General features: G+C 53.5%; 22 protein-coding genes. 14 read left to right on the forward strand and 8 right to left on the reverse strand.

From position 1 onward, the window contains the following. Positions 1-59: 59 nt before the first annotated feature. Both IEW06_RS12250 and IEW06_RS12255 read left to right on the forward strand, forming a co-directional pair. Entirely contained in the window at positions 60-725 is a 666-nt protein-coding gene (locus IEW06_RS12250) for a biopolymer transporter ExbD (protein WP_187732778.1), read from the forward strand. A 63-nt stretch (positions 726-788) separates the two neighbouring features. Beyond that, positions 789-1,670 (forward strand): DUF2911 domain-containing protein, encoded by an 882-nt coding sequence (locus IEW06_RS12255; protein WP_188548350.1) that lies wholly within the window; start codon positions 789-791, stop codon positions 1,668-1,670. Positions 1,671-1,753: 83 nt separating this feature from the next. Here the strand turns inward: IEW06_RS12255 and IEW06_RS12260 are convergent, their stop codons facing one another. After that, on the reverse strand, positions 1,754-3,460 hold the full coding sequence (locus tag IEW06_RS12260; RefSeq protein ID WP_188548351.1) for a sodium:solute symporter family protein: 1,707 nt from the start codon (positions 3,458-3,460) through the stop codon (positions 1,754-1,756). A 21-nt stretch (positions 3,461-3,481) separates the two neighbouring features. Between IEW06_RS12260 and IEW06_RS12265 the strand changes: the two genes are divergently transcribed. Continuing rightward, positions 3,482-3,643: a hypothetical protein gene (locus tag IEW06_RS12265; RefSeq protein ID WP_188548352.1), complete on the forward strand. Its 162-nt coding sequence runs from the start codon at positions 3,482-3,484 to the stop codon at positions 3,641-3,643. A 56-nt stretch (positions 3,644-3,699) separates the two neighbouring features. Here IEW06_RS12265 and IEW06_RS12270 read toward each other — a convergent pair whose 3' ends face one another. Further along, positions 3,700-6,297 (reverse strand): PIG-L family deacetylase, encoded by a 2,598-nt coding sequence (locus tag IEW06_RS12270; RefSeq protein ID WP_188548353.1) that lies wholly within the window; start codon positions 6,295-6,297, stop codon positions 3,700-3,702. 221 nt (positions 6,298-6,518) lie between these two features. On the opposite strand from IEW06_RS12270, the gene IEW06_RS12275 reads away from it, so the two are divergent. The 4 genes from IEW06_RS12275 (at position 6,519) to IEW06_RS12290 (ending at position 13,094) form a co-directional block, all read left to right on the forward strand. Next, a complete protein-coding gene (locus IEW06_RS12275; protein ID WP_187732781.1) occupies positions 6,519-8,906 on the forward strand; it encodes a T9SS type A sorting domain-containing protein in 2,388 nt (795 codons plus the stop codon). A gap of 122 nt (positions 8,907-9,028) precedes the next feature. Next, positions 9,029-9,847 (forward strand): MOSC domain-containing protein, encoded by an 819-nt coding sequence (locus IEW06_RS12280; protein ID WP_187732782.1) that lies wholly within the window; start codon positions 9,029-9,031, stop codon positions 9,845-9,847. Positions 9,848-10,068: 221 nt separating this feature from the next. Then, complete coding sequence (locus tag IEW06_RS12285; RefSeq protein WP_187732783.1) at positions 10,069-12,252, forward strand: T9SS type A sorting domain-containing protein; 2,184 nt, start codon at positions 10,069-10,071, stop codon at positions 12,250-12,252. 173 nt (positions 12,253-12,425) lie between these two features. Further along, positions 12,426-13,094, forward strand: a complete 669-nt coding sequence (locus IEW06_RS12290) for a DUF2461 domain-containing protein (RefSeq protein WP_187732784.1) — start codon at positions 12,426-12,428, stop codon at positions 13,092-13,094. Between the two features lie 99 nt (positions 13,095-13,193). Here the strand turns inward: IEW06_RS12290 and IEW06_RS12295 are convergent, their stop codons facing one another. Further along, positions 13,194-13,817: a deoxynucleoside kinase gene (locus IEW06_RS12295; RefSeq protein ID WP_187732785.1), complete on the reverse strand. Its 624-nt coding sequence runs from the start codon at positions 13,815-13,817 to the stop codon at positions 13,194-13,196. Between the two features lie 103 nt (positions 13,818-13,920). Further along, positions 13,921-14,580 carry a hypothetical protein gene (locus IEW06_RS12300; protein WP_187732786.1) on the reverse strand — a complete coding sequence of 220 codons (660 nt, stop codon included), beginning with the start codon at positions 14,578-14,580 and terminating at the stop codon, positions 13,921-13,923. Between the two features lie 138 nt (positions 14,581-14,718). Here IEW06_RS12300 and IEW06_RS12305 point away from each other — a divergent pair, with 138 nt between their 5' ends. Next, positions 14,719-15,240: a GNAT family N-acetyltransferase gene (locus IEW06_RS12305; protein WP_187732787.1), complete on the forward strand. Its 522-nt coding sequence runs from the start codon at positions 14,719-14,721 to the stop codon at positions 15,238-15,240. Positions 15,241-15,346: 106 nt separating this feature from the next. Then, positions 15,347-15,568, forward strand: coding sequence for a CDGSH iron-sulfur domain-containing protein (locus IEW06_RS12310; protein ID WP_187732788.1), 222 nt, complete (start codon positions 15,347-15,349; stop codon positions 15,566-15,568). A gap of 77 nt (positions 15,569-15,645) precedes the next feature. Here IEW06_RS12310 and IEW06_RS12315 read toward each other — a convergent pair whose 3' ends face one another. Beyond that, complete coding sequence (locus IEW06_RS12315) at positions 15,646-15,903, reverse strand: acyl-CoA-binding protein (RefSeq protein ID WP_187310760.1); 258 nt, start codon at positions 15,901-15,903, stop codon at positions 15,646-15,648. A gap of 151 nt (positions 15,904-16,054) precedes the next feature. On the opposite strand from IEW06_RS12315, the gene IEW06_RS12320 reads away from it, so the two are divergent. Together IEW06_RS12320 and IEW06_RS12325 are read left to right on the forward strand one after the other, a co-directional pair. Next, entirely contained in the window at positions 16,055-17,338 is a 1,284-nt protein-coding gene (locus IEW06_RS12320; RefSeq protein ID WP_187732789.1) for an amidohydrolase family protein, read from the forward strand. A 138-nt stretch (positions 17,339-17,476) separates the two neighbouring features. Continuing rightward, positions 17,477-18,157 (forward strand): hypothetical protein, encoded by a 681-nt coding sequence (locus tag IEW06_RS12325; RefSeq protein WP_187732790.1) that lies wholly within the window; start codon positions 17,477-17,479, stop codon positions 18,155-18,157. A 66-nt stretch (positions 18,158-18,223) separates the two neighbouring features. Here IEW06_RS12325 and IEW06_RS12330 read toward each other — a convergent pair whose 3' ends face one another. Then, complete coding sequence (locus tag IEW06_RS12330) at positions 18,224-19,258, reverse strand: hypothetical protein (protein WP_187732791.1); 1,035 nt, start codon at positions 19,256-19,258, stop codon at positions 18,224-18,226. A 244-nt stretch (positions 19,259-19,502) separates the two neighbouring features. Here IEW06_RS12330 and IEW06_RS12335 point away from each other — a divergent pair, with 244 nt between their 5' ends. The 3 genes from IEW06_RS12335 to IEW06_RS12345 all read left to right on the forward strand — a co-directional run bounded on the left by IEW06_RS12335 (position 19,503) and on the right by IEW06_RS12345 (position 22,835). Next, positions 19,503-20,702, forward strand: a complete 1,200-nt coding sequence (locus IEW06_RS12335; protein WP_187732792.1) for a zinc dependent phospholipase C family protein — start codon at positions 19,503-19,505, stop codon at positions 20,700-20,702. Between the two features lie 315 nt (positions 20,703-21,017). After that, a complete protein-coding gene (locus IEW06_RS12340) occupies positions 21,018-21,923 on the forward strand; it encodes a manganese catalase family protein (protein WP_188548354.1) in 906 nt (301 codons plus the stop codon). Positions 21,924-22,049: 126 nt separating this feature from the next. Then, on the forward strand, positions 22,050-22,835 hold the full coding sequence (locus tag IEW06_RS12345) for a peptidylprolyl isomerase (RefSeq protein ID WP_188548355.1): 786 nt from the start codon (positions 22,050-22,052) through the stop codon (positions 22,833-22,835). Positions 22,836-22,978: 143 nt separating this feature from the next. On the opposite strand, the gene IEW06_RS12350 is transcribed toward IEW06_RS12345, so the two are convergent. Both IEW06_RS12350 and IEW06_RS12355 read right to left on the reverse strand, forming a co-directional pair. Further along, positions 22,979-23,371 carry a hypothetical protein gene (locus IEW06_RS12350; RefSeq protein WP_187732794.1) on the reverse strand — a complete coding sequence of 131 codons (393 nt, stop codon included), beginning with the start codon at positions 23,369-23,371 and terminating at the stop codon, positions 22,979-22,981. A gap of 134 nt (positions 23,372-23,505) precedes the next feature. Next, positions 23,506-25,602, reverse strand: a complete 2,097-nt coding sequence (locus IEW06_RS12355) for a M13 family metallopeptidase (protein ID WP_187732795.1) — start codon at positions 25,600-25,602, stop codon at positions 23,506-23,508. Positions 25,603-25,751: the final 149 nt, after the last annotated feature.

The raw sequence follows: 25,751 nt of genomic DNA on the forward strand, positions 1-25,751 counted from the left end.
GGGCGTTTGTAGTCGTTAACTTCTATATTTAGAAGAAGCTACCCGCAACCGCTCTACCCATGACTTATCGTATTTTAGCAAAGCTTCAGGCAGGCCGGAAGTCACGCATTAGCCTTTCCGCGCCCAACGTAAGTATGATTGGGGGGCTTTTTGTTTGGCCCTTGCTGTGTTTTTTCTTAGCTACTGCCCGTTTCAAATCCCCTGAACCTTATGTGCAATTGCCAACCTCTAGCGGGAGCGGGTGCCTTAAAATGCCTGAAGGAAGACTAGGTATCATAAGTATTGACAAGCAGAAACGTCTGTACTTTTCGTTTGATGAGCCCTATCAATCAGAAATAATTAAACGGGTTGCTGCTAGACGTAGAGTTCGTTTCACTGCTACTCAATTAGCTGAGTTGGATAAAATGCCGTTCCTTTTTATGGATGTTCGGCAGCTTCCATGGTACTTGTCACTTTCTTTACTTAAGCGTAATAACATCACCCTGTTGGGTATCCCATCTAGACTTGATAATGATGTGGATGACCAATTGGCTGAATGCATTGCAGCAGCTCAGTCTGCTCTTCACGATAAGAATGGTCTGTACCCTTTCTTTTCCATTCGTGCTGATGCTAATCTTGAATTTCACGAAGTGCAGCGTGTATTCACTTTGTTGCAGAAGCATAATGTGAATAGGATCAACCTTGCAACTATTATGGAAGAGAAGGATTCAGCTCTGCTTTTCTAAAGCTGTACCATCAGGCAGTTTTGCCTACTTTTACTGCATTCAAACACCCATCTATTCCCTTCCATGACCAACATTTTCAAGACTGCCAGCGCAACGTTAGCCCTGAGCGCCTTACTGCTGGCCGGCAACGCCCAAGCTCAGATTAATACCCCCCAGCCAAGCCCGCTCAGCACCGTGACCCAGCGCGTAGGCCTGACGGATATCACGATTACGTATTCGCGCCCCAGCGCCAAGGGCCGCACCGTAGCTGGCAACCTCATTCCGATGGGAAAGCGCTGGCGTACAGGCGCTAACGCCACCACCAAAATCAAGTTTTCGGACGAGGTGATTCTGGAAGGCAAAAAGGTGCCTGCCGGCGAATACGGCCTGTACACCATCCCCAACAAGGATAAGTGGACGGTGGTACTGAGCAAGAACACCAAGCAGGGTGCCAACGTGGACGACTTCAAGGATGAGGACAACGTGGCTTCCATCTCGGCCAAAACCTACAACCTGGCCAACAAGGTGGAAACCTTCACCATCAACTTCAGCGACCTTACGCCCGCTACTGCCAACGTGGATATGCAGTGGGAAAACATCGGCGCCAAGTTCCGCATCACGACGGAGGTTGACGCCAAGGTGATGGCCCAAATCAATGAGAAAGTAATCAACGGAGCAGCCACCGCTACTCCCGCCGATTATGCTGCCGCTGCCGTGTACTACCTTGACAATGACAAGGATATGAAGCAAGCCCTGGCCTGGATGCAGAAAGCCAACGAGAAAGATCCTAAGTTTTGGAACATGCACACGGAGGCCAAAATCCGCATGAAAATGAAGGATTACAAAGGTGCTACCACCGCCGCTGAGCAGTCGAAGAAGCTGGCTACCGAAGCCAAGAACACTGACTATGTAAAGATGAACGACGAGCTGATTGCCACCGCCAAGAAAGGCGGCACTACCAAGTAAATCTGCGTTCCATAAGTTAAAAAAGCCCCCCAGACAGTTTCTGGGGGGCTTTTTTTGTATTGGTATTCAGCGTATCAAAACGGCTAGCGGCCTGCCTGTGGACCTCTGGGCAGAACTTGTTGCCCTAGCGTAGCCAGCAGCATCACCAGAGCACATCCAATAATATTGTACCATAGATAGGCAATGTTGGTGGTCTGGAAGAGCAGAAAAATCAACGCTTGCGTAACGACAGCAGCCCAGAAAACGGCGTTTCCCCCGATTTTCTTCATAAAAAAAGCCACCACGAAAATGCCCAGAATGGTGCCGTAAAACAGGGAGCCCAGAATATTAACCGCTTGAATCAGGTTTTCCAGCCGGGCGGCGTACAGGGCGAAGGCGATGCCCAGCACGCCCCACGTGATGGTAGCCCAACGAGACACGCTTACATAATGCCGCTCATCGGAGCGCGGGCGGGCTGGTTTATACAAATCGATAACGGTGGTGGAAGCCAGAGCGTTAAGTCCGGCGGCGGCGCTGCTCATGGCCGCACTCAGCACCACCGCAATGAGCAAACCCACCAGCCCGCGAGGCATGTATTGGAGCACGAAGGTTAGGAAGACATAATCAGTGTCTTTGGCTTCGGCTAAAGGAGCCGCCTGCTTGAAGAACGTCTGCGCTTCTGTGCGCAACTCGCGAATAGCGGTTTGAGCGGTTTCTAACTTGTTTTGGGCAGCGGCCAACTCTACTGCGTTATCTTCTTGTTGAAGCGCAGCCACAACTTGTTCGGTGGCGGCGCGCTTCCCTTCAAAAAGCGAAGCGTGGCGCTGCTCCAGACCCTGAAGCTGGGGGGCAAATTCGGCCTGATTCGCGATTTGCTCGCGTACAGGCCGGTTGAAGGTGAGAGGCGGCTGGTTGAACTGATAAAAGACGAACAGCAATACTCCAATCAGCAAAATTCCAAACTGCATGGGCACTTTCACCAAGCCGTTCATGAGCAAACCCAGGCGGCTCTCAGTGATGCTGCGGCCCGCCAGGTAGCGCTGCACCTGGCTCTGGTCGGTACCGAAGTACGACAAGGCCAGAAAAAGCCCCCCAGTCATGCCCGTCCAGAAATTATAGCGGTCGGAAGGGTCGAAGGTAAAGTCAATGAGGTTGAGCTTGCCTTGGTTGCCAGCTACCTGCATGGCCTCGCTAAATCCCACGCCGGGGGGCAAATAATGTACGAGCAGATAGCCAGCCACCACCATTCCCGTAAAAATAACCGCCACCTGCCCCTGCTGCGTTACAGCTACCGCGCGGGTGCCGCCCGCCACCGTATAGCTGATCATCAGGCCCCCAATCAGCCAGACGGTGAGGTTGATATTCCAGCCCAGAATAGCCGATAGCACCAGCGCTGGCGCGTACAGGGAGAGGCCGTTGCTCAGCCCGCGCTGCACCAGAAACAAGCCCGCCGCCAACGTCCGGGTGCGCCGGTCGAAGCGCGTTTCGAGGTATTCGTAGGCCGTAAAAACCCGCAGCCGGTGATAAATGGGCACGGCTACGGCCGCAATAAGCACCATAGCCACCGGCAGCCCGAAGTAGAACTGAATGAAGCGCATCCCGTCGTCGTAGGCCTGTCCGGGCGTACTCAGAAAGGTGATGGCGCTGGCTTGGGTGGCAATAATGCTCAGGCCGATGCCCCACCAGTTAGCCTGGCGTCCGCCTAACAAATAACCGTCGAGGGTGCGGCCGGCGGTACGCGTGCGCCACGTGCCATAGCCTACAATAAAAAGCAGTGTGCCCCCGAGTACCAGCCAATCGAGTGCACTCACGCGAACCAGTAAGTTAAAATCGTGAACCCAATCAACTCTATCACTAGTGCGCTAATAACCAGCGTGTACCAGCCGCGCCACGTAGCAAAAAGCGGCGGTTTGTTCGTATCAGTGAGCGGCGGAGCGGATGGTTCGGGGGTGGGGGGCATTTTTACTGGTGAAACGTGGGGCGGGAAGCAGTAAGGAGCGAGCGGACGACAGAAGGTTGCTTTTGGGCGCGGGAAATGGGTTATAGCATCTTACTTACCCAATGAAATCATATTCGTGAGCAGGCGGTAAGCACCGGGCACACCAGCCGGCAGCTCTCTGAAAAACGACAACCCAGTGTAGATATAGTGGCCCTTGCCGTAGTCAGCGACCAGAATAGCGCCGTCTTTGGGCGACTCGCCGGGGTCGTTGCTGCTAATGATGGGCTGATACTTCGCGTCCCATTGGCTCGGATAGTACAGGCCCTGCTCCTGCACCCACCCTTGAAAGTCGCGACTGGTAATTTTGTTCGGCGTGTTGAGCAGCGGGTGCTGGGGCTTCAGGAAGCGGACTTCGGCATTTTCTACAGTCACCCGGTCGTTGGACAACTTAAATGGATACGGCCCGATTTCGGGCAATACGGTGCCCCGATTCACGGTGTACTGCACAATCAGATTGCCACCGCCCTGCACGTATTCCAGGAGCACCGACTGCAGAAACCGCAGACGATTCACGGTATTATAGGCGCGCACGCCCAGCAGCACGGCATCGAAGCGGCGCAGGTTAGCGGGCGTGAGGTCGGTTTCCTTGAGGGTCGTTACCTGGTAGCCAATCTGGCGCAACGCATCCGGCACTTCGTCGCCGGCGCCCATTAGGTAGCCTATCTCATTGCCTTTGCGCTTGAGGTCCAGCTTAATAAGCGGCGCGGCGGCCTCAGGGAAAAGGGTTTGGGTGGGAATATGGGTATACACAATCGGCTGATAACCGCGAGCGTATGTCTGCCCGTCCACGGTAGCTACCGCGCGCAGCTGACCAGCGCTTTCAGTAGTGCCCGTAGGCCGCACCCGAAACTCCAGTGTTTGCTCCTGCTCCTTGTTTTGCAGGACGAACGGCAACGAAGCAGGCTCAGCTACCCAACCGGGGGGCAAATTCAGCGCGACGGTGCCCCGCACCCCGGCTCGGCCGGCTTTCACCGTCACGGGTACCAGCTTAGGCTGGTTATCCGCAAACACATAGGCTTTGCCTCCTATGTTTACGGCTACCGGCGGCACTACCGTCAGGGGCCGATATAGCTCGCCTTCCACTGGATCAGTACGCTTGTACTGCACCGGCACCGAATAGAAAATGGGCGTACCCGCTACGTTCAACAAGCAACCAACATAGGCGGTGGCGGGGTTCTCGGGCGTCCCAATGAGGTTTTGCCGATTGATCAGCAGGGCAGCAGGCTCTTTTTGCCCCCCAGCCGGCACTATGCGCTGACCAGTTACAGGACCAAGCAATGCTGTGGAACTGCTTTCGGCTACCAGCAGCTTTTCAGGCACCGTATACATTCCCACCGTACCTGGCAGCCGTAACCAGTAAGGCTGCGACGCCTCTACCTGCGAGCTAACCTGGAAGCGCAGCCGAACCCGGTTCAGCTCATTCACGACCAGGGGCTTATTCAAAGTAGTATCGCGCTGGTAAGCTATCAAACCAGTTCCCACCCACGTCACAGGCACAGCAGAGCGATTAATAGCTTCCACCGTCACGGTAACGGGTTGGCCGGGCGAGGTGGTAGCCTCGGCAGCTGTAGCCTCCAGGTATAGTCCCAGGCAGGCTTTTATCAGTTGTTCTACCTGCTCCTGCTTTTCTTTTTTCCAGAATCCATCATCCGGGGCCTTCAATAAAGCCTCGCGCACTTTCAACAAACCGGCTACGCTGGCGGCGGGGTTGGCCGGGTCAAACTCCTTTATAGCTTGGCTCACCAGTTTGCCGACGGGCGCACCACCTTTTATGCGGTTCCAGCTCAGATCAACGCCTTCCAAAAGATCCTTCTGCGCCTTCTCCCCTTTCAACGGCTCCAAATATTCGATGGCTTCCCCCCGCGTGGCGGCCGAGCCAAAGCCCTGGCTTTTATGCTGAGAGCGGCTGGTAGCTGCAATTTCACCATAGCTTTTGCCCAGTAAGGCGTTGTAGCTGCCTGCATCTACCACGATTTTGCCAGTGGCGTCAAACTTCTGGCCTGGCTGAATAAAAAAAGAAGAAGTGTTCCAAAATAGCCGCTTGGGCTGCCACGCCTGCACATATTGAAGCTGCTCCGGAAAGCGCTTGGGGTCGCCGGCTGCATCAAAGGCATCGAGGGCGAGCTGGGCGCTGGCGGTATGGTGGCCATGTGTGCCGCTGGGCTGAGGCGAGAAGCGCGTGATCAGTACATCGGGGCGGCGCTGCCGAATAACCCAGACCATATCGGCAAGTACCTGCTCCCGGTCCCAGATAGTAAAGGTTTCCTCGGGCGTTTTGGAAAAGCCAAAATCGTTGGCGCGGGTAAAAAACTGGCGGCCGCCATCCGTACGGCGGGCCGCCAATAGCTCCTGGGTCCGAATGACACCCAATCCTTCCCGAATCTCCGGACCCACCAGATTTTGCCCCCCATCGCCCCGCGTGCAGCTCAGGTATCCAGTCTCAAGCAGGCGGCCGTTCGCTAAGTAAGCAATCAGTCGGGTATTCTCATCATCAGGGTGGGCGGCAATATAAAGTGCCGAGCCCAGCACATTCAGTTTGCGCAAGCCCAAAGCGATGTCGGCAGCTGAATATGATTTTGGAGTTTGGGCTGAAGCCAACAGCGGCAAGAACAGCAAAAGCAGCGCAGCGCGCGAAAACACGAAAGTCATTGTGTGATAGTTAGCAGCAGAAAGCCAAAGGTAGCGGATAAAAAAAAGGAGTCGAAACACACAATCCAGCCTATCTACAAAACTCACATTTGATTAAACAACTTCTCACCAATAGCACTTTAATTATATTTATTAATTTTTAACACAAAAATTATACAAAATAATATAACTTCTTACCTACATTTGCCCGTATCAGGACTTTAAAAAACAATTCTGCCTATATGAAATCTTTACATATTGCATTAACGGCTTTAGGGGCCGTTTTTCTCTCGCTGGGGGTACCTGAGAGTGCGCAAGCTCAGTTCCGTACACCTGTTGTTGATGGGGCCTCAAGCCTTGCCGAATATGGCAATCAATATGCAAGCCCCAATGGTGATGATCCGAATCTCCTTTGGCGTATGACCTGGGATGATAACAACCTTTACGTTGCGGTTCAGGAGGCTAACTTACAAGAAGGAACTGCTCTATACATAGATACTGATCCTCAGACGCCAGTAAACGTAGGAGGTGGTAATGTCCTTAAAGGCTATCCTGTCTTCAGTATAAATGGCAACCTGCCCATTCAGGCTGACGTCTATATATATATTGAAAAATTCTATCGGGAGTACCGCATCTATAACAAAGAGTCAGGCCAGTGGGGCCCTGCACAGGAGTGGGGCAAACCGTTAGAAGCAGACAAAAACATTGGCCAATATGCCGATAATGGTGGAGCCGACGGTGAACGATGGAGCAGTCAAGAACCAGAGACAAACTTTCCTGGTACGATAAAAGAGTTTTCCCTTCCCTGGTCCCGCATCAGTACTACCCTTGCACGCCCAAAAAATTTCAACTGGTTTGGTTACAACATTTATGGCTTTGACCCAATCAGCTTAGAACCATTTATTCCTAATCCAATTCGGGGCGGTATATATGGTCAAGTACCTAGAGATAATGAATCCTCCTTTCGCTTTAACGACGTTGGGGACGGGCGGTATGAGGACTACAACTGGACCCGCTACTTCACGGTTTTAAATACTGACACAGAAGGCGCTACCACAGCTTTTGGCCCCAATGGCCTTGACAGCTATGCCCATACTGGTCCTCTTACCAGTACTCTACAGAGTATTTCAGTTTATGACTTTACGCTGAATACAGCTGGTGCTCTTATCACCCGCACCGGCGACGGTGATGGTTCTATCTGGAATATTCAAAACAACTTAACTGTTGCTAGCAATAGCACTCTTAACTTTGGATCTACAACTGCGCCTGTCATAGTAGGTGGTGATGTACTTGTTGTAGGAGAAGGTACACTCCGTTATCCTGTCGCTGCAGGAACCCTAAGGGTTGGTAGAAATATTCGATTAGCTACTGGAAATTCGCTCCTTGTCAATGCTGGTGTTACATTAACAGGAGCAGGTGCCCAGACAATTTCTACGGACAATAGTGCTCCTGTAGACTTCCGTTTGCTGACGGTGCAAGACGCTGGCGTTAAGACAATAGCTTCTAACCTTGATATCAGGGAAGCGTTAATCATAAATAATGGGATTTTGTCTACCGGTGCCAATGAGGTTCGGCTACGAGGAAGTGCTCGCCTGACTGAAAATGCAACTGGCTATTTGCTAGGTAGAGTTTCGACCTCAGCCCTTATTACTAATACTCCAGGAGCTACCTCTGATTTTGGCGGTATTGGTTTGAGAATTACCCAGCGTGGCAATGATCTTCCGGGCAATATAGATGTACTGCGCATTACAGGCGGCAGAGGCTTATTACAAAGTGGTACCCAAAATGCTCCTCTCCAGACGATTGCCCGTCGCTTCTTCATCAATAACAACCCGACGAATAATAGCGGCACCAATGTCACGCTGGAGTTCACCTATCGTGATATTCCTCCTACGGAGCTGAATGGTAACTCAGAATCTCAGTTGCGTTTATATGAGTCGAATAACATCATATCTGATCCTGTAAACGGTTATCAGTTGGTAACTCCTAGTAGCTCAAGTGTTCCTAGCCCAGAGACTAACACCTTAACGTACACAGGTCCACTGCGGCTTAACCGCTACTTCTCGCTCGCCGATGGCACTACGCCTCTACCAGTTGAGCTAATCAGCTTTACGGGTAAAGTTGAGGGGAATAACGTACGCCTGAACTGGGCCACTGCTTCGGAGCTACAGAACAAGGGCTTCGAGATCGAACAACGCACGGATCTGAGCGAGTGGAAGACCATTGGCTTCGTGAAGGGCAATGGCACGACCAACCAGCGTAATAACTATACTTACCTCGACCGCTCGGCAACGGCCGGCGTGAATAACTACTACCGCCTGCGCCAGATCGATCTGGACGGTAAGTCAGTATACTCGCAGCCAGTAACGGTGCAGCTTCGTGGTACTGGTCCGGTGGCCTTCTCAGTAAGCCCGGTGCCTACTACTGATATATTGACCCTCAATGGACTGGGAGCCGGCAAGCATGTCGCGGAGATTTATAATGCGCGTGGTCAGCGGGTAATGAGCCAGGAATTCAATGATTCGGCTCCTGCTACTTTATCTGTGCGCGCCTTGCCTGTTGGCGTATACATGGTACGCGTGCTGGATGCTAATCGGAGCGTAAAAAATGCCCGCTTCATAAAGCAATAACAGCTTCGCTTCATTTTCTTATAGCTTCGGCGCAATGGCTTCCATTGCGCCGAAGCTTTTTTTATAATTGCCCCACACGCTAATCTGGGCTACATTTAATTGTCTGAGCTTACCTTCGCCGCATGTCCAACACCCTGCATCTGCAAGACCTTTATATTTATCCTGTTAAGTCGCTGGGGGGCATTCGTCTTCAAGAAGCTACAATCGAAGCCCGCGGATTACGCCATGACCGTCGCTGGCTGATTGTAAACGAGCGTAACCAATTTATGACGCAGCGCCAAACGGCTGAGATGGCTTTGCTTCAGGTAGCGCCGGCACATAACGGTTTCATTATTACGCACCGCAACCGTCCAGATCTATTACCGCTATTCGTGCCGTTTGAGGCTACGCCAGAGCGCAGCTTGTTCGTTACTATCTGGGATGATTTTGTGTTTGCCTGGCGCGGCGAGCTGGCAGCCGACGAATGGCTCTCAGAAGCGCTCGGCTGCATCTGTCGCTTGGTGTATATGTCTGATATGGCCATGCGACCTGTTGATCCTGAGCTTAATCCAGCCGACGCAGTGGTGAGCTTTGCAGACGCTTATCCTTTTTTACTTATTGGGCAAGGCTCCCTAGATGAGTTGAATAATCGCCTTACGGAGCCGGTACCAATGAACCGCTTTCGACCCAACCTGGTGTTTAGCGGCGGCCTTGCCCACACCGAGGATACCTGGCAGGAGTTCCGAATTGGCGACCTGAGTTTTCGGGCTGTGGAGGCCTGCGGCCGATGCGTAGTAACAACCATCAACCAGAATACCGCCCACAAAAACCCTGAAACGCTACGCACACTTGCCTCCTACCGCACGCTGGGGGGTAAAGTTATGTTTGGCCAAAACGTGACAGGTCCGGGTTATGGCCAGCTACAAATTGGTGACGAACTGACGGTAGTCACCTATAAATAGTAGTTACTTTCTTGCTCGCTTTTCTCTTTGCTACAATTAAGTAGTAAGGGGAAAATGAGCGCATAAAAAATTATTAGGCTTAGGCTTATAAGAAGTATATAAAATCTACCAAAATTGGTACTTATAGAAGAATATTTATTATATATGATTTTCCAAACACAACCTTATCTGGTTTACAATCTATATTAGCGCATCTTATAAACATAATAAATATTGCCTATATGGAATTTTTACCTAAAGTATTAACGGCATTTGGAGCCGTATTTTTTTCATTGAGTACGTTGCAGGTAGCTCAGGCACAGGTTCCGGTTCTTGATGGACAAATCGCCCCCGGTGAATATGGCAGTTCGTATGAGACTGGAGGACAAACGTGGTACATGACTTGGGATGACACCAACTTATATGTTGCTACGATTAATGCTAGTGTCAGCGAAGCGTCAATTCTTTATTTTGACACTAATCCGTTGCCAATCGTTAATGCGGGCGATGCAAATAGTGGAACAACAACAGGTGTTACGTACGATAATACTAATGGCACTTTACCCTTCCGCGCTGATGCCGTTTTCTCTATAAAGGCTGCTAGCAATTCAACCGATAGTGGTAATAACGGTGGCCCTACGCGCCGGGTGGCCCGAAAATTCAACACAGAATCTGGATTATGGGGAGACGAAACACCAAACGTTGGATCAGTAGAACTTGGTCCTGGTGGGGTCCGAGAGTTTTCTATCCCTTGGTCAGCCATCAGCACTACCAATGCTCGGCCAGCAGCTTTCAATTGGTTTGGCTATATCGCGAATGGTAATGGCTTTGTATATGCTCAGGCTCCACGTTTAAGCACAAGTGGCACCATTGGTACCAATGCTTACTTTCTTCGCTACTTCACTGTACTGAATACAGTCGCCGGAAGTAATAACAGGGCTTTTGGTCCGAACAATATTGATAGTTATTCATATTCTGGTTCTGGCTTGCCTGAAAATATCTCTGGGCCTATAACTGTCTATGATTTTACCCTTAATAGCCCCAACGGTTTACTCACCCGAATTGGCGAAGGTTCGGTGTGGGACATTCAAGGAAGTTTACGAGTTGAAAACGGCACTTTAAACATTGGGGCTTCAAGTGCTGCAATTCGTGTCGTTGGGGATTTAACTTTTAGAGATGCAACTGCTTTCAGTGCTGGCAGTGCTCCTGTTATTCTTACAGGTACTGGTAACCAGACTATTAGTGGAGATACTTATAATTCCCTAATTATTCAGGGTCCAGGAGTAAAAACGATAACGAGTAACCTCACTATCAATGAATCACTTGTAATAAATAGTGGCACCTTAGCAACCGGTCCAAATACAGTTCAACTCGGAACAACAGGTCGGTTAAGCGAATCGTCAAATGGTTACCTGCTGGGAAGAGTTTCTTCATTAACGCCTATTCCTTTAGCCAGTGAGGGTAACTCCCATGACTTTGGCAATATTGGCCTCACCCTAACTCAGGGCCGGACCCAAGGCCAGGGTAATATTCTAAATACTGTCAGCGTGTTACGTGTAACAGGCTTACCGGGTACTCTACGAGGAGGATCTGAACTCAGAAGAACTATAAGTCGGCGCTTCTCCGTCAATGCCAATCTTAATAATAATGCTGGTAATCAGGCCTATAATGTATCAATGGACTTTAGATACCGTACGGACGCATTCGATGAGTTAGGCGGCAACAATCCATCTTTGTTAGAACTGTATCAATCTGAAAATGCTTCTAATTTTACTGGTTCATATACAGGTGTCAGTAATGTTCTATACGACCGTACTGTTCCTAACGTACTGAGGACTACTGGCTCCCTACGCCTTGATGGCACTTTCTTTTCGCTTGCTGATGGTGTTACCCCCCTCCCCGTTGAGTTAAATAGCTTCACGGGCAACGCAGAGAACAACGCGGTGCGTTTGACTTGGGCGACCGCCACGGAGCTCCAGAACAAAGGCTTCGACATTGAACACCGCACGGATTTGAGCGAGTGGAAAAAGCTGGGCTTCGTCAAAGGCAATGGCACGAGCAACCAGCGCCACAGCTACACCTACATAGACCGCGCGGCCGCGGCGGGCAACAACTACTATCGTCTGCGCCAGATCGATCTGGACGGTAAGGCAGTGTACTCGCAGCCGGTAACGGTGCAGTTAGGAGTTGTAGCCTTTACTTTGAGTCCGGTACCAGCTACCGATGTTTTGACCCTCAATGGATTGGGAGCCGGCAAACACACAACTGAAATCTATAATGTCCGCGGTCAGCGGGTGATGAGCCAGGAATTCTCGAATGAAGCGGCCACTACGCTCACCGTGAGCATGCTGCCCGCGGGCGTATATATGGTGCGGGTACTTAGCCCCGACCGGAGCGTGCGCCAGGCGCGCTTCATCAAGCAGTAAGTTCGCTTCCCTCTCTTGCTAGCTTCGGCGTTCTGGACTATCCAGGACGCCGAAGCTTTTTTATGGAACCTTACGACTTTACAGACTATTGATTGCTCGACAGTAATCCGTAAATCACTCTCCCATCTGGAAGGAAACGTATCTGACCGGATGTCCATTGAAATTTGCCCCCCATGAATCTTGCCCCCGTCCTGAGTTTTCTGCGCGAGCTGGCCAACAACAATAACAAGCCCTGGATGGATGCCCATCGGGGCGAATACCAGCGGGCGCGGGCCGAGTTTACCGAGTTGGTAAAAACGGCGCTACAGGGTTTGCAGCAGTTTGAGCCGGAGCTGGCGGGCCTTACCGCCGCGGCCAGCCAGTATCGCATCAATAAAAACGACCGGTTTCAGCAAAGCGATGAGCCTTACAAAAAACACATGGGTGCAGGCTTTGCCCGCGATGGGCGGCACTCCCCATGGGCCGGATATTTTCTGGCGGTTGGCCCGAATGGCACCAGTTGGGTAGGAGCCGGCAAGTGGCGCCCCGAAACGCCGGCCGTAGCCCGTATCCGACAGGAGATTCACTACAATGCCCCTGCGTTTCATGCGTTGCGCGAAGAGGCAGATATGGTCCGCTTCTATCCCGACGGCTTGGAAGGCGAACGGCTACAGCGCCCGCCCAAAGGCTACGACAAGAACGACCCCGACCTGGAATGGCTGAAGCTGAAGGATTTTTTTGTGTCGCGCTCTTTCACCGATGCGCAGGTGCTGAAGCCGAATTTCGCGCAAGAAGTAGTAACGTCTCTGAGGGCTGCCCAGCCGTTGGTTCGCTTTCTGAATCAAGCGCTTACTGAAGGCTAAGTGCTTGTCGGTTCCGTGAGGATGTTCTACTTGTGTTCAAACACAAAAAAGCCCCCCCAGATGTGCTCTAGGGGGCTTTTTTCATACGGATGCTTATAACTAGAACAGACCAAACAAGGTGCTATTGATCCGGTCGATGATGACGCCGAGGTCCTCAGGGTTATTCACGTAGTCGAGGTTGTTTACGTCAATAATAAGCAGCTTGCCATCCTTATAGCTGCCGATCCACTGCTCGTAATGCTCGTTGAGGTGCTTGAGGTACTCGATTTTGATGTTGTTTTCGTAGTCACGGTTGCGGCGCTCAATCTGCTGGATGAGCTTGGGCAAATCGGCGCGCAGGTAGAGCAGCAGGTCCGGCGGATCGACCATGCTGATCATGGAGTCGAACAGGTTACGATAGTTGTCGTAATCGCGCTCGGCCATCAGGCCCGACTGGTGCAGGTTGGTAGCGAATATATGCGCATCTTCATAGATCGTGCGGTCCTGAATAACACCTTTATTTGCCGTCTGAATCCGCTTGATATGCTGGGTTTGGCGGAAGCGGCTATTGAGAAAATACACCTGCAAATGAAACGCCCAACGGGGCATATCATCGTAGAAATCCTTCAGATAAGGATTATGATCAACGTCTTCGAGAAATACTTCCCAATTGAAGTGATGCGCTAACTTATTGGCCAGTGTGGTTTTGCCGGCTCCAATGTTTCCGACGATGGCGATGTGCATGAGCGAGGGGGACAGCTAAAATGTGAGGCGCAAAAGTAGCGCATCGGCACCGAAGCCCACCTACAATCTCCCACGAACCGCCTCAACTTGCTCAAATAGTAGCTCAGCGGTTGTCAATGATTTCTTTTACGTCGCGGGCTTTCTCCAGCGTCCTAAACTCGGCCTGCCACGAGCGCACGTCTAAGCGGTCTTTGGTGGGCAATTGGGTGCGTACTTCCTCGTAGCGCGCATTGAGGCGAGAAAGCACGGCGGAAGCCTGGCTCCATTCGGCGGCAGTCCAGCGGCGGCGCTGGTCGTGGGTAGTTTCCAGCAGACGAGCGTACAGACCAGGCAATTCCGTGGCGCGGGCCCGATTGATGTTCACGTTTTCCCCCAAAAGGCGGCTCTGAACCTGGGCCACTGTTTCGGGCTGGCGGGCAGCGCTATCGAGGCGCTGCTGCTCGGCGGCCCAGGTTTGGTAGCGGGCTTTCTGGGCGGCGTACTCGCGGCGCGACTGCACCGACAAGCTATCGGTGGCGCGGTCGAGGCGGGCACTTTGGCGGTCGTAGTCGGCCATCACGCTGGGCCACTCGCGGCGGGCGCCTTCTTCGGCGCGGGTTACTTTCTCACTTACCCAATCGCTGAAGCGGCGCAGGTCGCGCTCTACGGCAGAAACGGGCTTGGTAGAAGAAACAGGCTCCTGCGTCTGCTGAGCGGCGGCGGTCAACGGAACGAGCACTAAGCTAGCGGCTCCGAGGAGAGTTGAAAGCAAAATATTTTTCATGGTGACTGAGTAGAGAGTGGCCTGAAAACGCCCCCCAGGGGGCAATTTATTGCTGGCACAATACAATTTCCGTCCCAAAATGCCTCCTACCAGCAAGAATGCACGTTTGTTATCTTAAAATTTGCGTTTTTGCAGCTTATGCCCGCCACCGATACCGCTTCCGTCAGCATTCAGCCGGCCACCTTGGCTGATATTCCGACTATAATTCAGCTGGCCGAAGCCACCTGGGAACCCACTTACCGCTTCATTATCTCGAAGGAGCAGATTGACTACATGTACCGCGTGATTTATACGCCGGCTTCGCTGGAGCGGCAAATGACGACTGAAGGGCACGTGTTTCTGCTGTTGCGCACCGATGGCCACCCAGCAGGCTACGCCTCCTTTTCCCGTTTGCCGATGCCAGCTGAAGCGGTGTTTAAGCTGCACAAAATCTACGTTCTGCCTTCTCATCAGGGCCAACGCCTGGGGCAGCAATTAGTGCTGGCGGTTGAAGAAGCTGCCCGCGCCGCTGGCGGCGAGGCCCTGGAGCTGAACGTAAACCGCTATAACCCAGCCATCAGCTTCTACGAGCGCCAAGGTTTCCAGCAGCACCGCGAGGAGGATATTGCCATCGGGCCCTACTGGATGAACGACTACGTGATGCGCAAAGAGCTGAAGTAAGCTTTTCCGTTTCCGGCATTCCATCGTATAGAGTATGGCTCACTGCACTGAGATACCCCTCAGCGCATCGCGCATCATCAGATAAAATTCATCAACCAACCAAGACATGGCTACTAAACTCACTGTACTAAGCAACGGCTCTCTTCGCGTAGAGGGCGACATCGAAATCGTTGATGCTCAAGGCAATACCTATGGCCTCGGCGGCCGCGAGCGTGTTAGCATCTGCCGCTGCGGACTTTCCAGCAACAAGCCTTTCTGCGACGGCTCGCACAAAGGCCACTTTGAGCACGATGCCGTTGCCTTCGACCTGCCTGCCCCAAAAGTATAGAACGCCCTTTTTCGACCACTAAAAAAGCCCCCCAGAACTATTCTGGGGGGCTTTTTTAGCTAATTAGTGCCAAGGGTTTATGCGTCAGCCAGAAAATTCACCAAATCCACGTACTCCTTGCGGGCATCGTCCTGCGACTTGCCGCTGATGCCGGCCCAGGCGTCGTATTTGGCTATGGCCTTAAAGTCGAAGCCGCCGGGACGGTCGCCGGATACGTCGCCTTCAGTTGCTTGTTTGTAGAGGGCGTAGAGCTGGAGCAATACTAAGTTGGAGGGCTTGGTGGGCAGCTGTTGGGCGCGCTGGGCGGCAGCTTCAAACTCTTCGGTAGTGGCCATGAGGGTCAGGTTTTGAGGTAAGAATATTTGGTTATCAATTGGGAGTTGCGAGTTACGAGTTTTCTGCTGCACCTTGCAAATAGTGCGGCGGCCCGATATGGATCGGGGCAGCCGGCATTAGCCCACTCCCAACTACCAAAACCCCTACCCCATGCGTCTTTTTACTGCGCTCCTGGGGGGCTTTTTATTGAGCCTCTCTTCTGCTCACGCCCAAAAAACCTACGTGCAATGCGGTCGTCTGCTCGACGTGCGCACCGGCCGCATTCAACCCGAAATGACTATCGTAGTCGAGAAAGGGCGCGTGGCTGGCGTGCAGAACGGCTATGCGGCCGGCAGCGGCACCGATAAAGTGATTGATCTGAAGAATAAAACCGTGATGCCCGGCCTGCTGGATATGCACGTGCATTTGGAGCACCAAACCAGCAAAACCAATCAGCTCGACGAGTTCATCAAGAACCCAGCCGACGTAGCGTTTGAATCGCTCGAATATGCCCGTAAAACCCTTATGGCGGGCTTTACCACCGTTCGCGACCTGGGCGGTTCAGGCGTGAACGTGGCGCTGCGCAACTCCATCAACCGCGGCCAGGTAGCCGGGCCGCGCATCTTCACGGCTGCCAAGTCGCTCTCCGGCACCGGCGGACACGCCGACCCCACCAACGGCTACCGCCAGGATCTGATGGGTAATCCCGGCCCTAATGATGGCGTAGTGAACAGCCCCGACGAAGGCCGCCAAGCCGTGCGACAGCAGTATAAAAACGGCGCCGACCTAATCAAAATAACGGCTACCGGCGGTGTGCTCAGCGTGGCCAAAGACGGCAGCAGCGCCCAGATGACCGAAGCCGAAATCAAGGCTATTGTCGAAACCGCCCGCGATTTGGGTTTGAAAGTGGCCTGCCACGCCCACGGTGCCGAAGGCATGAAGCGCGCCATCCGGGCCGGCGTAAACAGCATTGAGCACGGCACGCTTATGGACGACGAAACCATGAAGCTGATGAAGAAATACGGCACCTGGTATGTGCCCACCATCACGGCCGGCAAGTCGGTGGCCGATTCGGCTAAAATCGTGGGATATTATCCGGCTTTGGTAACGCCAAAAGCCCAGAGCATCGGGCCGAAGCTGCAAGCCACGTTTGGGCGGGCGTATAAGGCGGGCGTTAAAATTGCCTTTGGCACCGATGCCGGCGTATTTCGCCACGGCGCCAACGGGCTGGAGTTTGCTTACATGGTGGAGGCTGGAATGCCGCCTATTGAAGCGCTACGCGCCGCTACCGTTTACGCCGCCGACCTGCTCGGCCAGAGTGATCAGCTAGGTACCCTCGAAACCGGTAAGCTCGCCGACATCGTAGCCGTAGATGGCGACCCGCTTCAAGACATTACTGCTATGCAGCGCGTACGTTTTGTGATGAAGCAGGGCATGGTATTTAAGCAGGAATAGGCATGAAGCTTGCCTAGCACCTCTAGGCACTGAAAACCGAGGATGAATCGGCTATGACGAGCTACTGGAGCACGTAGTATAGCCGATTCATCCTCGGTTTTCTTTTGCATTAAATTTATCTTCTACCTTTTTTATCGCATGAAAATTTTTACTACAGTAGCCACGCTATTGGCCTTGTCTGCCGGGTTGCCTGCCCTGGCTCAAACGCAGTTGAATACCCAGCCGCCGGCTCAGCCCTCTTCCCCCATGGCGCCCGCTAGCCGTCCTACCATCTATGCCGGGCAGGAGGCACCCGTTGCCGGCCCTGCGCTTAGCCGCTACCGTACGTCCTCGCTGGGCATCGACCTGGGCTGGGGTGGGCCATACGGAGGCATCGGTTTTTACTACGCGCACATGATTGGCGCCGGCACAGATGTGAATGCAGGCATTGGCTTGGGCGTGGGGGGCAAAATTGGCGTTGGCGTGCGGCATTTCTTTAGCCCGGCCAAAACCGTTTCGCCTTATATCGGCGCCAACTTGTCCCGCTCGGGCAAAATCAATGATGTGCGGATTGCGCTGAATGAAGGCACACCTTCCGAAGAAGAAGCATATTATAACTTGTCGTCGAGCGGCGTGCTTAACCTGCGCACGGGCTTTCGCTGGCAGCCGGGCCGCGTAGGACTCATTGGCACGCTCGGCTACGGCGTGCGCTTCACTGGCGACCCCGTTACGTACACCAACGGCTACCGCCCCTCCCAGGAAATGCGCGATTTAGTTGATGCCGTGAGTCCTGGCGGCGTAGAGATTTCCTTGGGCATGAGCATCGGCTTTGGCCAGTAGTTACTCAGAAGCTTCCCATAAAAAAGCCCCCCAGAAACGTTTCTGGGGGGCTTTTTTATGGAAAATTTATTCGGGGCGAGGTCGGCCTAGCATCAGCCGCAGATTCAGCCGCACGATGTCGCCCATGGTGCGGCAGCGGTTAAACTGCGTGGTGTGGTGATGCTGATTCAGCTCCTGCTGCAAAATGCTCGTCTTCTCGGGCGTCGATAGCTCGTCGGGGCGCATACAGTCCATCAGGTCCTTGAGGCGGTAGCGCTCGGCGCGGGCCCGGCGGGCCATCAGGGTGCGCTCTTCGGTTTGGTACTGCCGGATGCTTTCGCCCGTAAGCAGCTTGCTGCACAGCTGCACCACGGCCCGGTTATCCTTGAAAAACTGCGGCAGATACATGGTCTTTTTGCCCTCGTAGCTCTGCTGATCGAAGTCGATGGCCCGCACGCGATACTGCTCGTCCTCGAAGTCAGGCGTCACGTCAATCACGTAGTTGTAAGCGCGCATATCGCCCAGCAAGCGAGCAAAGCAGCGCTCATTAAACTTGACAAACTCCTTCGCAATCCGCACCTGATTGAGGTGGGGCCGCTGCAAATGGTCGCGAATGAAATCGTCGCCCGGAATGCCGGCAATGTGCTCTTCAATCAGCGAGTCGCCACTGACCAAGTAGTTGATGCTGTTGGGCGACAAAATATGCTCCAGCTCCAGCCCGTACACCCGCGAGGCGTCGGCGCGCTTCACGTAGAAATAGTCATAGTTGTCGTTAAACTGATTGACGATACGCACCCGAAATGGATTAGAATTGCCAAACCGGCAATAGTCAATTCTATCCGTGAGCAGGTGCTCGCTGAACGACAGGTCGCCGTCGGTTTTCAGCAGCGCATACACCTCCGTGAGGCCCGCCGCCAACTCCTGCAACGCGGAGGGTTCGTAGTAAACCGTTTCCCAGAGCGTATCGCGGCCGTTGCGGTCGAGCAGCGGATAAGCCCCGCTGAAGCGCGTCAGGTCTTTATACGTGACGGGCAGGCGGGTTTCGCGATCGAACTCGTGCAGGTAGCGCCGCAGCGGCTCCCCGATGGGGTAGTAAAGTTTCTTCTTGGAGATATTGGTCATGGGTGGGGCGGCGGAAGAAGCGAAGTTACTAAAAGGCGGAAGGTGGTCATGCAGAGCATTCCGCGCATGAAGCGGCGACGAAGCATCTCGCATGTTTAACAGGATTAGTAATCCAACGAGCGCTGGCGAGATGCATCGCTGCGCTCTGCAGGACGTTCTTTTATAACAAGCCGTTTTTTCATCTACTGACTCCGAAAAATACCGAACTTCGCGGCATCCTTCTATTTGGCTTTTCGCTGCCGTTATGAAAAAACTCTTTATCACACTTACGTTGGTGCTGGTGCTGCCGGTGCTATCCAATGGCTGGGGCTTTTTTGCCCACAAAACCATTGCCCAGGTAGCCGTGTATGCCCTGCCTGGCTCTATGCAGGCTTTTTACTTTCGTCATCTGAATGAGATAGTGAAGAAGTCGATTGCGGCGGATGAGCGCCGCGAAGCCGACCCCGCCGAGGCCCCACGTCACTTCATCGACATGGACCACTTCGGCGACGACCCGTTTGGCGACATGCCCAAAGCCTGGGATGACGCGGCCGCCAGATATACCGCCGACACGCTGCGTAAGTACGGCACCGTGCCGTGGACAGTGTTGGAGGTGAAAGAGAAGCTAACCGAAGCATTTCGCCAGCGTGACACAACTGCTATCATTGCCCTGTCCGCCGACCTTTGCCACTACATTTCGGATGCGCACGTGCCGCTGCATACCACCATGAACTACGATGGCCAGCTCAGCAACCAAACCGGTATGCACAGCCTCTGGGAGTCGAAGCTGCCGGAGCGCCACATTGCGAAGTACAAGCTGGACAGCAAGCCTGCTAAGTATATCAAAGATCCGCAGGCGGCTATCTGGGCCGTGGTGCAGGAGTCGTACGGCTTTTTGGGGGCTACTTTCGATCTGGAAGAAGCCGTAACCCGCAACTTCACGCCCGAGACGAAATACACGTTTTCGCACCGCTACGGCAAAACGCGCCGCTCCTACTCCGATGCCTTCGCCGATGCTTACCACGATAAAGTAGGCGGCATGGTGGCTTACCGGCTCAAGCAGGCGCCCACGGCCGTAGCTTCTATGTGGCTCACCGCCTGGCAGGATGCCGGCAAGCCCGACCTAAACGCCCTCATGGCCCGCAAGCCCGGCAAGGAAGAGAAAGCCAAGCTTGCGGCCGAGCTCAAGCTTTGGGACAAGAACGAGCTGGTGCCGCAGAATATGCTGCTGGCCATGCAAAAGGAAAAAGTAGTAGAAAAGGCCGACGAGATTAACTCAGCCGACCAAGCGCCCGCCGCCCCTGCTGAGGCGGCTCCGGCTCCGGCCGCTGCGCCAGCTATTGTGCCAGCACCTACGCCAGCGCCAGTGCCAGCCGCTCCCGAAAAAGTAAAAACCAAAGTAAAAACGGAAGCTGGCAATGTGAAGCAAAAAGCTAAAGCCAAAAAAACCGACGACGGCTGGTAAAATTGCCTCAGCGCCGCTTTTAGCGCCCCTCCCGACCTCCCCCACTTATTTGCCCAGGCAAGTTGGTGGGGGAGGTTTTTTTGTTCCAATGAGGAAAGGAAGGTCTTTGCGGAGTTAAAAACACGGGCGGCAGTGGCGCTGGCAGGGTTATACTCAGGTAGTTAGCGCCCAAATGACATAATTATATAGTTGAGCTTCAGCTAATTACAACGAACTAAGGGCAGACAGAACCGTAAGGTTAATAGGCTTTGCCGCGCTTTTGAGCCAGACGAGGTACTATATTCTTTCACTTCCATCCTTTACCACACTACCGCTATGATCTTACGCTATGATCGGCTGGCCGTTGAGCTGCCCAAGCCCAAAAATCCCTCGCCCAATGATGCCGCCGCCATTCAGGAGCTGCTGGGGGGCAAATACGGGGAGATGTCGACTCTGATGAACTACACGTTTCAGTCGTTCAACTTTCGGGGCCGCGACCGGCTCCGCCCCTTCTATGACCTAACGTGCAGCATCGCGGCCGAAGAATATAGCCACATCGAAGCCGTATCATACGCCATCAACCTGCTGCTCACCGGCCAGACGGTGCGCGGAAAAGACCCGGTGTCGGGCCCGCTGAAAGGTGCCGTAGATGCCCGTAATAGCTACCATTTCTTGAGCAGCGCGCAAACCGCCATGCCTTTCGATTCGATGGGCAACCCCTGGACCGGCCAATACGTGCACAGCAGCGGCAACCTGAAGCTGGACTTATTGCACAACTTTTTTCTGGAGTGCGGCGCCCGCGCCAACAAGATGCGGGTGTATGAAATGGTGACCGATCCCTGCGCCCGCACCATGGTGGGCTATCTGCTGGTGCGCGGCGGCCTGCACGTAGTAGCCTATGCCAAAGCCCTCGAAAAGCTGACTGGTGTGGAAGTAACCAAGCTGGTGCCCGTACCCGAGCTGAGCAACGATGCTTTCCCCGAAGCCAAAAAGCTTCAGGATCAGCAGAAGCTGCACCTCAAGCTATATACATTCAGCCCAGATGATTACAAGCAGGCCGGTATTATCTGGAATGGCAATCATCCGGAAGATGGCCAGCCGCTGGAACTGATTCAGGGTGGTTTCCAGGGTGTGCCGTACCCCGAGCTGGAAGAGGAGCCCCAGCTCAACTCGCCCGGCGCCGACGACTACGACCCGCAGATGTTCAAGGACATTGCCAAGAAAATGGGAATGAAAATGTAGTCGTTCGCTTTTAGCGCCAGCTACTTAGATTTGGGTGTTGTCTTCCTGAAGGGAGGGCAACACCTTTTTTTAGGCTTCACCCAACGGGCCACAGGCTGAATCTGGTCCGTGCATCAGCGTAGTTGTATGCCGTTTTTCTTTACTGACCTAAGAATTTGCCCCCCAGGAAGGCACTGTGCGGTGCTGGCTTGCTGGCTGACCATCGGGCTACTGACAGGCTGCGGCCAAGCCGAAAAAAAGCCCCCCACCGAGCCTGAAACGCCCGCCGCACCCAGCCTTCCCGGCCCCGACCTTACGGCCCTGGCCGACAGCAACGTGGCCGCATTGCTCACCCCTTACCTAAATCAATATCCTGGCGATGAAGTAGTTATCCGCACGCGCCACGGCAATATGCGCGTGCGCCTCTACGATGATACGCCAATTCATAAAGCCAACTTTCTGCTATTGGCGCGTCGGGGCGTATTCGATGAAACGGTGTTTAATCGCGTAGTTAAGGGCTTCGCGATTCAGGGCGGGCGGGGCGAAAATCGCACCATCCGGATTGCCCGCTACCGACTGCCGCCGGAGTTTCGGCCCCAGCGCTTTCATAAGCGTGGCGCCCTGGGCATGGCCCGCTACGACGACGATCAGAACCCCGACCGCCGCTCTTCCTCCACCGACTTTTACTTTGTGCAAGGCGAAAAGCTGACCCCCGACCAGTCGCGCCAAATGGCTGGCCGCGCCCTCACTCCCGAGCAGGTGCGCACCTACGCCAGCGTAGGCGGCGTGCCCGCTCTGGACGGAAAGTACACTGTGTTTGGAGAGGTAGTGGAAGGCTTGGAAGTGATTGATAAGATAGCCGCCGAGCCCGTCGACCCCTATAAATGGCCGCTGAAAGACGTACCGATTAAGGTAGAAGTAGCAGAGAAGTAGCTTAAATCTTAAGCTAATAACCCCAATCCGTCATGCAGAGCAGCGCGAAGCATCTCGCGTGCTGATGTTGTGGTAGTAACCCCACGAAGCGAGCTAGATGCTTCGCTCCGCCTCTGCATGACGGTCTGGTAAGGAGGTTCCGCTTATTCACGGCGAATAGCTGTGAGCAATATCTTGTAGGCGTCGCCTTGCTGCGCTTGGGTAAACTCTCGCAGTTCCTGGCGTGAGAAGCTTTTAATATCATCAGGGTTGAATAAATCAGGCTCCTTTTCCAGGCTTATATCAGCAGAAGGCACCTCGCGGCGTGCAGGATGAAAGAAAGCGCTGTCGGCAGTGAAGCGGACGAGTTGATAGTAAAAGTAGCTCGGCTTGGTAGTGCCCGCAGGCTGGTAGCTCACCACATACACATCCCCGGCCTTCGGATTGGCCAGATGATCCTGCAGTTTTTCCTCGGCACTCTGACAGCCGACCAGCAACATAAGCCAAACGAGAATACTGGGCAAAAAATGCCGTAGCCGCGACGATTGATTTTTCATAAGCTTCTGGGGGCAAATTTGATGACGACATCTAGCTATTACGGACACTAATATGGCTCGCTTATTCCAGCAATAAAAAAGGCGGCTCGCATCATGCGGGCCGCCTTTTTTATGTAATTCAAGAGCCAAAAGCTCTACCAGATAACGGCACGTCTGGTTTCAGCGCGCACCATTTTAGCGTCGTCCTTGCAGCCGAATGCCTCATAGAATTGGGGCATATTCTGGAGCGGACCATTGGTACGGAACTGACCTGGGGAGTGCGGATCAGTGAGCACCTGCTGGCGCAGAGATTCAGGCCGGGCGTTAGTACGCCAGATCTGGGCCCAGGCCAGGAAGAAGCGCTGCTCGGGCGTGAAGCCGTCTATCTTGGTTTTAGGCTTGCCTTCCAGCTGCTTCTGCAAAGCGGTATAAGCAATGCTCAGGCCGCCGAGGTCGGCCAAGTTTTCACCCATGGTCAGCTTGCCATTCACAAAAACCGAGTCGAGGGGCGAGAACGCGCTGTACTGCGCCCCTACAATAGCGGCGCGGGCTTCAAACTTCTCTGCATCTTCCTTCGTCCACCAGTCGCGTAGGTTGCCTTCAGCGTCATACTGACGGCCTTGATCATCAAAACCATGGGTCAGCTCGTGGCCAATTACTGCGCCCATACCGCCGTAGTTTACCGCGTCGTCAGCGTTGGGGTCGAAGAAGGGCGGCTGCAGGATACCGGCCGGAAACACAATCTCATTCATCGACGGGTTATAGTAGGCATTCACCGTGGGCGGCGTCATGCCCCACTCCTTCCGGTCGATGGGCTTCCCGAACTTGCTCACGTTATCATTAAATGCCCAAATGCGGGTATTAATAAGGTTCTGAGCGTAGGAATCGCGGCTGATATTCAGGGCCGAATAATCTTTCCACTGATCAGGATAGCCGATTTTCACAGTGAAGGCATCCAGCTTTTTCTGGGCTTCTGCTTTGGTGGCCGCGCTCATCCAAGTGTTCTTCTGAATGTGCTCCGAGAAGGCCGCGCGCAGGTTGTTCACCATCTCCAAAGCCTTGGCCTTGGCATCGCCGGGGAATGCTTTGTCAACATAAAGCTGACCGAAAGCTTCGCCTAATGCCCCATCGGTAGCGCGTAGCATGCGCTTCCAGCGAGGCTGTTGCTGCTTAGCGCCGCTCAACACCTGGTTGAAGCGGAACGACTCATCCACAAATGACTTTGGCAGCGCCGAGGTCATAGAGGTCACGAAGTGCCAGCGCATGTAGGTCTTCAGGTCAGCCAAGGGCGTGTCCTTCATGAGGGAACTAGCCTCCTTAAAGAATGCAGGCTGTCCTACGATAACTTCCTTTGCGGCGCCCAACTTATTGTTAGCCAACAGAGTAGGCAAACCCAAATTGGGGAATTGCTTATTCGCTTCGGCCACCGTCATTTTGTTGTAGTTGGCGTAGGGGTCGCGCAGATCCACGCGGGCTTTGCTGGCTTTGGCAAGGCGCGTCTCGATGCGCATCACCGTGGCCGCATTTTTCGCTGCGGCAGCCTCACTATCACCGGCGAGCTTAAACGTATTGGTCAGATACGTCTGGTAAGCCGTGCGGATAGCTTTAGAGCGAGCGTCGTCCTTCAGGTAATAATCGCGGTCGGGTAAGCTAAGGCCGCCTTGGTACAGATTGACAGCATATTGGGTGCTAATCTTGTCATCCTGACCCACATAAGCGCCGAAGAAGGCACCCGTGCGCAGCATCTGATGACGAGCCAGCAACGTTTGCAGTCCTTTTAGGTCCTTCACGGCCGCAAGGCGGTCCAGCTCTGGCTTCAGAGGCGTCATTCCAGCCTTCTCAATCGCCATTGAGTCCATGGCAGTGAAGTAGTAGTCGCCTACTTTCTGCGCGTTGGAACCCTTGGTGGCGCTAGTGTTGGCAGCAGCTTCGTCCAGAATCTGCCGCATTACGGCATTGTTTTTATCAAACAACTCATTGAAACTTCCCCATGACGACTCAGCCGCCGGCACGGGGTTGTTTTTCATCCAGTTACCGCTAGCGAACTGGTTGAAATCTTGGCAAGGATCAACCGTCTTATCAATGTTCGCAACATCCAGACCTACTCCTTTTACCATAGGCTCTTCGGCCGGGGCGGTAGTAGTGGTGGCGGTTGTGTCGGTGGTGGCTGGCGGAGTGCTGGTTGCACAGCTAGCCATGGCTAACCCAGCCGCGGCTACCATAGCCAGGGTCAGGCTTTTTTGTTTTTTCATAAGTGGGTGGAAATGCGAAAAAAGAGGGGGAAATAGACAATTCAGTGAAGAAAGATAAAGAAAAAGCTGGAGCGCAATAGTAATGCGAACAACAACAAGGCACAAAAAAGCCCCCCAGAGGTCTCTGCGGGGCTTTTTTTAAGCTTTAA

It is taken from the genome of Hymenobacter qilianensis (assembly GCF_014638675.1).
GTDB classification, from domain to species: domain Bacteria; phylum Bacteroidota; class Bacteroidia; order Cytophagales; family Hymenobacteraceae; genus Hymenobacter; species Hymenobacter qilianensis.